The 11,493-nt window shown below is 23.7% G+C and carries 8 protein-coding genes; 4 read left to right on the top strand and 4 right to left on the bottom strand.

Annotated elements, in window-relative coordinates; all coding sequences use genetic code 11:
* Positions 1–420: 420 nt before the first annotated feature.
* Positions 421–654 (top strand): Ig-like domain repeat protein, encoded by a 234-nt coding sequence (locus MBFIL_RS06380; RefSeq protein ID WP_066972708.1) that lies wholly within the window; start codon positions 421–423, stop codon positions 652–654.
* A gap of 1,708 nt (positions 655–2,362) precedes the next feature.
* Here MBFIL_RS06380 and MBFIL_RS06375 read toward each other — a convergent pair.
* The 3 genes from MBFIL_RS06375 to dnaG all read right to left on the bottom strand — a co-directional run bounded on the left by MBFIL_RS06375 (position 2,363) and on the right by dnaG (position 6,553).
* Complete coding sequence (locus MBFIL_RS06375; protein WP_066972704.1) at positions 2,363–3,733, bottom strand: MurT ligase domain-containing protein; 1,371 nt, start codon at positions 3,731–3,733, stop codon at positions 2,363–2,365.
* Positions 3,734–4,022: 289 nt separating this feature from the next.
* Positions 4,023–4,967, bottom strand: coding sequence for a site-specific tyrosine recombinase/integron integrase (gene xerA, locus MBFIL_RS06370; RefSeq protein WP_066972716.1), 945 nt, complete (start codon positions 4,965–4,967; stop codon positions 4,023–4,025).
* 440 nt (positions 4,968–5,407) lie between these two features.
* Positions 5,408–6,553 carry a DNA primase DnaG gene (gene dnaG / locus MBFIL_RS06365; RefSeq protein ID WP_066972701.1) on the bottom strand — a complete coding sequence of 382 codons (1,146 nt, stop codon included), beginning with the start codon at positions 6,551–6,553 and terminating at the stop codon, positions 5,408–5,410.
* Positions 6,554–7,881: 1,328 nt separating this feature from the next.
* Here dnaG and MBFIL_RS06360 point away from each other — a divergent pair.
* The 3 genes from MBFIL_RS06360 (at position 7,882) to MBFIL_RS06350 (ending at position 10,452) form a co-directional block, all read left to right on the top strand.
* Positions 7,882–8,682 (top strand): RraA family protein, encoded by an 801-nt coding sequence (locus MBFIL_RS06360; RefSeq protein ID WP_084266332.1) that lies wholly within the window; start codon positions 7,882–7,884, stop codon positions 8,680–8,682.
* 499 nt (positions 8,683–9,181) lie between these two features.
* Positions 9,182–9,457 (top strand): H/ACA ribonucleoprotein complex subunit GAR1, encoded by a 276-nt coding sequence (locus MBFIL_RS06355; protein WP_066972699.1) that lies wholly within the window; start codon positions 9,182–9,184, stop codon positions 9,455–9,457.
* A gap of 56 nt (positions 9,458–9,513) precedes the next feature.
* Complete coding sequence (locus MBFIL_RS06350) at positions 9,514–10,452, top strand: transcription initiation factor IIB (RefSeq protein ID WP_066972711.1); 939 nt, start codon at positions 9,514–9,516, stop codon at positions 10,450–10,452.
* 805 nt (positions 10,453–11,257) lie between these two features.
* Here MBFIL_RS06350 and MBFIL_RS10600 read toward each other — a convergent pair.
* Positions 11,258–11,401: a hypothetical protein gene (locus MBFIL_RS10600; RefSeq protein ID WP_157078705.1), complete on the bottom strand. Its 144-nt coding sequence runs from the start codon at positions 11,399–11,401 to the stop codon at positions 11,258–11,260.
* Positions 11,402–11,493 lie beyond the last annotated feature (92 nt).

The raw sequence follows: 11,493 nt of genomic DNA, 5'->3' as shown, positions 1-11,493 counted from the left end.
GCTGCAACTAATGAAATAAACATCAGAAATGCAATATACAATACAATACGAACAAGAAATCTAAAAGACACAATATACTAGAAAAAACATAAATAAACATAGTATAAAACCATACATGTCTAAATAAGTATCTCTTAGTCAGTATGCCATTTATCAAAACATGATTCATACAAAAGCACTAATTTATTAATACAAATTTCATAATAAATGCACAAAAACTTAATAAAAAAAAGTTTATTAAAGTCATTAATGCATGAAGTCATATTTCAACACAAAGATTATTAAACTTTACTAAAAAATAATCAACAAAGATAAATCACTTAAAACCCAATAAACTAAATAATAATCCTTATTTTAACTTAATATTACTTCATCATCATAATATAAGCCAATAAGTATCAATTAACTAATCAATGAATTATGGAAGATCTCCTATACACTGCTAAAGCTAAAAAAACAATTATTAAAATATATAAGGCAAAAACATTGTATGGTAAAACTGTTCAATTAAAATCTAAACTGGCTGATAAGAAAGGTAATGTTTTAGTTGGGAAGTATGTTAAATTTTATGTTGCTGGAAAGTATGTGGGAAAAGCAAAAACTAATAGGAAAGGAATAGCAACTTTAAAATACAATCCCAAAAAGAAAAAATAATACTTTAAACACAAATCGAGAATTGGAAAATTTTTATTTTCCTAATTCACTATTATTCAAGTTTATATTTATTTCAATTAATATTAATAGCTATTTTATAGCTATTTCATCAAAAATAATTATTTTTTAAATATTTTAATTTTTATTATTTTTTCAATTCTCTAATTTAATTTTAAAGAATAAATATGAACTATTTACTAATTTTAAAATGTTATAATTATATATTTTAATATAAGATTATAATATTAATTAATATTAATAGTTTAAATAGATTTTAAGCTATTCTAATCAAATATAGTATATTACCAAATCTTTGTAACATCTGTAGTGAATTCAAATCTTCAGAAACATCATCTAAAAACCTTTAAATTCAATTTAAAGTGTATTTTTATCATATTTTTCTAAGAATTAAAAAAATGACTATACTTCACACTTTTTGAGTAATGTGGTTACATATAATATTTATTATTAAATTCTAGAAACATAAGTACAAATTGTGATTCAAATAATATCTTGAATTTAGCATTGCCTTTTACAGTACCATCAAAACCTATTTCAAAAAATAAATCAAAGATTTCTCTAAAGTTCTTCTGGAAATAAGCGTTTAAGAAAATCAGAGATTTTCTAACTTAATAAATTAAGTTTCATTATATTTCAAAAAACAAGTATTCTAAATGAATAATATCTATTAAAAATCAATTCTTCCTAAACCAATACAAATTATGCATAAAATTAGCATAACTCTTATTATTTATCTTTAATTTTTTAAACATGTATAATTTTCTAATTTAGCTTTTCTATCCTAATCGTTTAATATTTTTGAAATTAGTGTACTAAATTTTAATATTTTTGTTATTATGTATATGAACTATATTTATTTATTATAAAATATTTATATTTAGTACACTAATTTCATTAACAATTATCTATTTATATTAATAAATTATTGAAAAGTATATATATTAAAAGTAAAATAATGTTTATTTAGAGAATAAGTATGTGCAGTATTAGTTTATTGGATAAATAATAGTTTGTAGCTATACATAACTATAATAGCTACAAACTAACTATTGCTAGAACATAATTGTTCTTATGTATAGTATTCATATATCATATTGGGTCATATGGTATAATACAAAGTACTACAAAGTATACTATATAGATTATACTATTTAAATTTTACCTTTTATTTGTAGATCTAATTAGATACTTTTAATGAATTATATTAGATAATGAATACTATATATGTATACTTCTTATAATATCAAATTATTGGATAATATTAATAAGGTGATAAATTACATATTAGATCAAAATTACATATTAATTTAAATCAGTAGAAAAAGTGAAAATAATTTTTTATAAAGAATAGTCTATTTATAATGAAAATTAATTAGTTTAAAATAATAATAATGGTTTGTAGAGGTCATAGTTGAATGTCTACAAACCAAAAAGAGAACCAAGCAGTTCTCATAGTATTCATATTTCATATTTGGGGTCATATGGTATATACAAAATACTACAAAGTATACATTATCGATTCTAGTATTTATATGTTTCGTTGATTTCAATTTTTTTTTAAAAATATTGTAAATTTATATGGTATTTTTAATATTTTTTAAATTTTATTCAACAATATTCTTTAAATATAAGTTATTTAAATAGCTATTTATTGTGTTGTTATGTATCTAATTTTTGATGTTTTTTATTAGCTATAATTTTCTTTTTCTTTTGTTTGTTCTTTAATTAAAATGTTCCTTGCAACAGGCATAGCTGTAAATGTTCCAATAACATAACTTTTAGATTCTCCATCTTTTAAAAGATTTTTTATACTATTTTTTATATTATTTTCCTTTGTAGATTCATAAATTTTTATTTTTTCTTCATCAAAACCAGCATATTTTAATCTAAGGGCAACCTCTTCACTACGATGTCCTGATGCATAGAATTTGTTTATTGTGTTAATATTAGCTATTTGTTCCATGTCTGCATCCCAGATCCATGAAATATCCTTCCCATCAGCACTTGCATCATTTAAAACAAACATTACAGACTTTTTGTTGGTGTCATAGCCAATTGTTGATAAAACTTCACTAAGTCCTACAGGATTTTTAGATAATATTAATATAACATCTTTTGTTTTAAACTTGATGGTTTCCATTCTTCCAAGCTTATAATCAAAGTTTTCAAGTTTATTTTTAACATAATCATATTTAAGACCATTTTCATAAGAAAATGCAATGGCTGCAATGCAATTATAAATATTATAAAGTCCTAAGTATCTGAAAACAAATTTTGAATTTTTTTCAGTCAGGGAATTAGCAGTAAACTTATATTTATTACTTTCAACATCAACAGAACTTACATAATATTTTAATTTAGGTCTTTCAAGACCACATTCTCTACATTTATAATGTCCAATATTTCCATAGTTTAAATAGTTATACTCCAATCTATTCCCACATTTACTACAAAATATGGCTTCAGCTACACTAAGTTCTGATTTAGATAGTTTATTTTTAAGAACTCCATAATATATCTTTTTATTAGGTAATTCTTCAAATTTTGAATTAAGAGGATCGTCTCCATTTAATATTAAGGTAGTTCCAGGTTTTATAGCACTTTTAACAAGTTTAACAGTACTATCAACTTCTCCATATCTGTCTAATTGGTCTCTGAAGAAATTAGTCAAAATCATATAATCTGCAGTGATATATTGGCTAACTATGGGAATTGAACCTTCATCCACTTCAAATACGCCCCAGTCATATCTTTTAGCACTGTCAACTATAAATGGGGTCACAACTCCTTGTATCATATTAGATCCTTTAATATTAGACACAACAGAGTATTTTCCACTTAAAACATGGTTTATTAAGTTATTAGTTGTTGTTTTACCATTTGTTCCAGTTATGATAACTATTTTATCACATTTATTTCCCATGTATTTTAGGATATTTGGATAAATTTTCAGTGCTATTTTTCCTGGAAGAGCAGTGCCCTGCTTTTTTAAAAGTTTTAAACCTAAAAAAGCAAGTTTTCCTATAAAAATAGAAAATGTAAATCTTAGTTTGTTCATATTATCTAACTATCTATTTTGTTATTTAATTGATTAAATATTACTAATTATTTAGTTTATTGTTATGTGTAGTGGGTATTACTAATTATTTAGTTTATTGTTATGTGTAGTGGGTATTACTAATTATTTAGTTTATTGTTATGTGTAGTGGGTATTACTAATTATTTAGTTTATTGTTACTTATAATGTATTTCTGATTATTATTTAATTCAATTTTTGCTTTTGATCTTTATAATATTTATAATTATTATAATAGTACAACCTTAATATTATTATATTGATTTTAACACTACATTTTAGCTTTATCATACATAGTTTTTAATGTATCCATATCTACACTCGTATAAATTTGTGTAGTGGATAAATTGGAGTGTCCAAGTAACTGCTGGATTACTCTGATGTCTACACCATTTTTAAGTAAATGTGTTGCAAAGGAATGTCTAAGAATGTGGGGAGTGACTTTTTTTCTTATTCCTGCTGTTTCCGCATAACGTTTTATCATTAGTTGGATGTATCTAGGAGTTAATGGTTTGTTAATTTTACTATTTAAGAATAAGTACTCTTCATTTGAGTCTCTGAGTTTTAGATATTCTTCAATGACTTCTTTTGTTTTTTCATCAAATAAGACTATTCTATCTTTATCTCCTTTTCCTCTTATTCTGATTGTTCGCTCATCAAAATCAATATCTTTTGTTATTAAATTAACTAATTCTGAAATTCTAAGACCTGATGAATACAGAAGTGCTAAAATAAGTTTATTTCTTAATTTAACAATTTGTTTATTTAAATTATCATATTCATCTACTTCACATGCATTAATCAATTTTCGCACTTCATTTTCATTTAATGATTTAGGCAAAGATTTTGTCCGTTTTGGAGCTTTAATTTCATCTAAAAAGTATAATCTACTGAATTCAAGGAATTTTTTAACTACAACAGTAACAAGGTATATATAATTTTGTGTTACATGTTTATCTCTTTTAAGATGTTGTATATACTTTTTAAAGCTTCTTAAAAACCTTCTTTCATCATAAACATCTTTTTCATTCAATAAATGTTCATGAAATGTTTTGACAATGGAAGTATATGTTTTAATTGTTGCTTGAGAATAATTTCTAATTTCCAACTCAATAAAGTATTCTTCCATCATATCTTGAAAATCAAAAATATCTATAATGTTTTTTTTATTTCCTTTTTTATCATAAACTGGCAGTTTGTATTCTACTAATGCCATTTTACTTTTAGTAGGTAACTGATCTATTTCAAAATCTTCATTCATTTTCATACTCTCAGATTAACAAGATCTTTGTATTTTAGACAATATACATTGGATACACCATATTTTATCAAGATTTAAAAAAAATTGTAAAATATGATTATGAGTTTAATAAATTATTTTATACTTTAATAATCTTATCTGGAATTTATTAAACAGTTGTACATTAATATAAGTGTTTCTTTATTTAAATAATTATTTATTTAGAGTATGCTTAGAATTAGTATAGGATTATTGTAGTGTTTATGAAAATAAATATAAAAGTATATAAAAGTAGGGTTATGAAAAATAAAATAGAATATAAAAAATTGTAAAATAAAAAGATAAAATTAGAAATAGGATAATGGCTACATATTAATAGTTAAATCTTATAGCTATATTGTTGAATAATACTAAAATTAATTGTTGCCAGTGATTATTCGTAGATTTTGTGGTTTTTTGACTATTTCTCCAGATTCAAATGCCACTAAATTTTTGATTCCTTTTTTTGATGATATGTCTACTAATCTTTGGCTTACAACACCATCAAATACAACAGCATATGATTCTCCATTATCTTCTTTAAGTTCATCATATAATTTTTCTACTTTAACCTCTTTTAAGATATTTAGAGTATCATCTATTATTTCAGCATTACCTGTTCCTTCTAAATCTCTTAAAATCTTTTTTAGAACCGTTACTTTGTCTTCAATTTTAGGTTTTGTTTTTGCTTTTTTACTTTGGAATAGCTGTTCTGTTGGTGCTTTATCTCTTAAAGCTATCATAACTTCATCTTTTTCCAAATCTTCAACTTCTTTACCTTTTGGTGCTCGAGTTATGTAATCTACTTCTCCGACTTGTAGAAGTTCTTTTAAAATTAACTCTCCGCCACGGTCGCCGTCTACAAATGCAGTAACAGTTTTTTGTTTAGTTAGTTTCGCTACACTTTTAGGGATATTAACTCCTTCAACAGCAACAGCATTTTTGATTCCATATCTTAAGAGATTGAGTACATCAGATCTGCCCTCAACAACAAGTATAGCATCTGATGTATGGACATTAGGACCAGCTGGAAGTTTTTCATCTCCAAATTCGCAGATTTCATGGATTCTCATAGCTTCCTTAATCTCTTCAATCATTTTAATACTTTCAGGAGCTACTTTATCCATCATTCCCTGATAAATTTCTTTTGCACGGTTAACAACTTGCTCTCTTTTAACTGCTCTAACATCTTCGACTTTTTTAACAGTTATTGTAGCTTCACAAGGTCCTACACGATTAATTGTCTCAAGAGATGCAGCTAAAATAGCTGTTTCAATTCTATCTAAACTTGATGGTATAACAATTTCTCCTTTTGCACGACCACTATTGGAATGAATTATAACTTTAATTCTTCCAATTCTTCCAGTTTTTTGTAATTCACGTAAATCAAGGTCATTACTTAAAAGACCTTCAGTTTGACCAAATACTGCCCCAACAACGTCAGGTTTTTCAACTATTCCGTTGGCATTGATTTGGGCATGTATAAGATATTTTGTTGTGGTTAATTCTTCTCCTTTTCCCATGTTAAGCCTCCATTTATTTAGATACTTTCAGGGATAATTTATATTCTATGAATTTTAATTTAATTAGGGATTATGAATTATTTGAATTCACAGATTGCATTTAATTGCATAAATTATACTTGTAAGTTTCATAAGTAATTTATATAATAATTTAATAATTGGTTAATGTGAGTAATTATAATAACTTGAATATTTTATAATAATTTAATTTCTAGATTATTCACAATCAAACTAAAAGGAGTTTAATTAAATATCATTTTGTAAATATTCAGCTATTTCTCATGCAATTAAAGAAGTGTTGTTTTTAACTTTAGACTATATATTGAACCTTTGAACAATAACTATATTATAATAACTATTATAATATTAAATCCAGAGAATATATTAATTTAATATTTTTAATCAATTTAATAACTATTAATAAATCAATAATAATAATTTTTTATAAATTAAAATAGATTAAATAACATAGTTATAATAACTAATTAATGTAATTTTAATTATTTTTAATAATTATTTTATGAAATGTCTTTTGATCAAATTTAATTTGTTAAGTTAGAAAATCTTTGATTTTCTTTAATTTTTTTTTAAACTTTGTTTCATAAGTTAAAATTATGTATTTTAAAATAATTTAATCTTTAATTTTTCATCCTATTTCATATTAAGTTAATTATATTAAATCTTCCATCAATAGTTACATACTTTTAATAATTTTGAATTAATAGCTATTTTGTAAGCTATACATTGATTATAATACTCCCTTAAATAATAACATTCATATTAATTGTCATATTTAGTTATTGTTCCTGATAATTTAATAATTAAGTTAGTGTAAATTTAAATTCATGATTTAATTTTCGTATGTTTATTCAATATTCGGTATATATGTCTTAATAGTTTTTAATTACTTCTTTTTGCTATTGTATTGTTATATGTCATGTTTCAACATTTTAATAGCTAATGATTATATAAAATGATAAATAAAATTGTAAAACTCGTTTGAGCATATGATTGTAATATTATCCAATTTATTGTATATTTTTACTACTATATAAAATTGTATATATTTTTTGATTTGTCTAAATTTTAATTGAATAATTTTATATGTTATTTTGTTTTTGTGATATTTTGTATTTAATAAATAGTTATTTATATTATAATAATATAATATTTATATTAATTAAAACTTTATATTATCTTGTTATTTATTAAACATTCATTAATTATTATAAAGTTATTTATAAATTAAAGATTATATATTTATTCATTAATTAATTTCTATTTATATTATTAGTTATATATTAATTAAAATTTGTAAATGTGTTTTTATGTCTTCTAAAAAATTATCTCCAAAAAGCTTTTTAAATGATTTTTATAAGAGTAAAGTTAAAGATTATGATTATGAGAATATAACTTTATTTGATGTTATTGATTTAAATAATAAAAATTCTATTAATGATTTTATTGGTGAAAATCTTGATAATCTAGATATTACTAAATTATATGATGATTTGGATGGTAAAATTAATAATCTTAAATTACTTTTAGAATCAACATCTGCATGCCAAATTTCAGATGCTTTAAGCGATTTATCTAATAATAATGGCGTTATTAAAACTATTAAATCTATTAATAATCAAAAAGCTTATGGGGTGGTGGTTACAGCTGAAACTGATTCTAATGATTGGGGAACTAGCTTAATCGCTATTGATAAAGCTAAAAAAGGAGAAATTTTATTTATTCATGCTCCAGGTGAATCTTCAGCTATTTGGGGAGAATTAACTTCTACTTCTTCTAAATCTAAAGGAATTAGCGGGACTGTAATAGTTGGTGCTACACGAGATATTGATTTTTTGATTAATTATGATTATCCCGTATTTGCCTCTTCTGTTGTTCCAAATGCAGGTAAAGCTTATGCTAAAGGTAAAATAAATGTTCCTATTAATATAGATGGTGTTAATGTGCTTCCTGGAGATTTTATATTTGCTGATGAAAGTGGGGTAGTCGTTATTCCCAAAGGGATCTTTAAATTAGTGATGAGGCAATTAATTGATATTAAAATAAATGAATTTAATATAATTTCTGAAATTAATAAAGGTAAAGCTATTTCTGAGATTTTAAATTTATAATATTTTTATTATTTAATTTATAATATGCTTTTTAATTAGTTTGTTAATTAATTTATAGTGCTTTAATTAGTTTGTTAATTAATTTATAGTGCTTTAATTAGTTTGTTAATTAATTTATAGTACTTTTTAATTATTTTGTTTTAATTTTTATGATTTCGTTTTTCAAATGTTTTTAGGACTATAATTTTTACTATTTATTAGTTCAACAATATTCACTACTTCGAATTGTTCATATCTATATTATCATTTTATTCAATAGTTATATAAATTTGTGTTATGTAGTTAAATCTTGTTTTATATAAACAATATGTTCTTTTGCTTATGACATCGTTTTTCATCTTTTTAAAAATGTATTAAATGATTTTCTATTACTTTTCATATCCATATATTTATATAATACATTATTTTTTATATATAATATTATCGTAATACTTATATATGATGAGCTTTAAAGGGTATAGTATACATACATTCACTTTTATAATAAAGTTTGATTATCATGAAATTTTTAGGTACTATCTCGCATATGTCGAATTCTGGGAAATTAATAGCTAGGTCATCAAAAACACCTCATTTTGGAGCTTTGATTTTTGATAAAAATAAAAAGAAGATTGGTAAAATTGCAAATATCTTTGGACCTACTAAGAATCCTTATATATCTGTAAGGTTGTTTAAATCTATTAATTTGAATAAATATAGTAATAGTGAATCAGATAATCTGTATGTAGCTGTTAACTCTAAGAAAAAGGAGAGGAAATCACGAAAGATGAAATGATTAATGAACTTTCTGAGCGAAGAAAGCCTGTAGATTCCATTTCTGCTAAAAAACGTATGCAAAATGATGTTACTGCTACAGAAAAACAAACAACAACATGTCCTGAATGTGGATCTGAAGATCTCATTGGAGATTATGAACGTGCTGAAATAGTTTGTTCCCATTGTGGTCTTGTTGTGGATGAAAATTTAGTTGATATGGGTCCTGAATGGAGAGCTTTCGATCATGAACAGAGAGATAAGCGTACACGGGTTGGAGCACCTATCACTTACACCATTCACGATAAAGGTTTAAGTACTATGATTGATTGGAGGAATAAAGACATATATGGTAGAGATATTCCTGCAAGAAATCGAGCTCAATGGTATAGACTTAGAAAGTGGCAGAGAAAAATCAGAATTTCTGGTGCTACTGAAAGAAACTTAGCTTTTGCTTTAAGTGAATTGGATAGAGACTCTTCAAGATTAGGTCTTCCAAGAAGTGTTAGGGAAGCGGCATCTGTTGTATACAGAAGTGCTGTGGAAAACAAATTGATTAGAGGAAGAAGTATTGAAGGAGTAGTGGCAGCATCACTATATGCTGCATGTAGACGATGTAGTGTACCTCGTACTTTAGATGAAATAGCTGAAGTGTCAAGAGTCACTAAAAAAGAAGTTGGAAGAACTTATAGGTTTTTAACAAGAGAATTAAACATTAAATTACCTCCAACATCTCCTGTTGATTATGTTCCAAGATTTGCAAGTGAACTTGGTTTATCTGGTGAAGTACAGTCAAAAGCTATTGAAATCATTGATAAAGCTATGGAAAAAGGTCTTACATCAGGTAGAGGACCGACAGGTGTAGCTGCCGCTGCATTATACATTGCTTCAGTCTTACTTAATGAAAGAAAGACTCAAAGAGATGTTGCAGAAATAGCTGGTGTAACCGAAGTTACAATAAGAAATAGATATAAAGAGCTTACTGAACAACTTGAAATGGGTGTAACTCTTAAATAACTTAATTAATTTTTTACAATTTTTTTAGTTACTATTTTTTCTAGCTAATACTTTTTCTATTTTTCTATTTTTTTGCTATTAATTTAATTTAGAGTATTCTTTCTATTTTTAACTTTATTGTAGTAATAGCATATTCTTAACATTTATTAAATATATTTTTTTTAACTTAAAAGGCTGTGCAACAATTCAAAAATCTAAGTTTTTAAATTTTGTTAATTAACTTAAAATTACATTTATAGAATTATAATAAATAATATTATAAAAATAAACATTAATATTTAATAAAATTCTATTTTAATTAATATTAACAGCTATTTACTAAACATAGTTATTTTTAAACATTTAATTTTTATTATCATTTAAACTATTTTTAATTCGATTTAACTAATTAATATGAGTTATTTATTAATTATAACTATTTTAAACATTTATTTTTTATAAAAAATATGTATTAATGACTTACAAATATTTTAATTTATTTTAATTAGATATCTATTTTTACAAAAAATAATCATTGCACAGCCAATTAATTCTAAATAAAATTTTAGAAATTTTCATTGATACATTATATGTTCGTAATAATAGTAATATTTATATATTAATAAAACTAAATATAGGATTGATAAATATAATATTTAATTTATAATTAATATTTATTTATAGAAATAAATTTTACAATGTATTAGGTTGTCAAAATTTTGACTTCTGAGAAATTAAAATTTATAATTCAATCATATGTTATAGATTAGGGAAGGAATAGTATAAAATTAGAAAATGAGGAAGATAATATTATAAAATCAAATAATTATTCTAAAAAACGTAATATAATTAATATTAATATAATTAAAATAGCTATTATATTATCACTAATAGCTATTTTATTTATTAGTATTTCATCTGTTAGTGCTGTAAGTGTTACAATTAGTACTACTAATGCTACTGGAATCAATGGAGCTGTTGCTTTAGTTAATACTGGAGGTGCAGGTACTAATCATGTAATCACACTTAATACTGGAACATATAATAAAACTACTGATATTA

This window comes from Methanobrevibacter filiformis (assembly GCF_001639265.1).
Lineage (GTDB): Archaea > Methanobacteriota > Methanobacteria > Methanobacteriales > Methanobacteriaceae > Methanacia > Methanacia filiformis.
The sequence above is the reverse complement of the archived record's forward strand: the minus strand, read 5'-3'. Positions and strand labels throughout refer to the sequence as shown.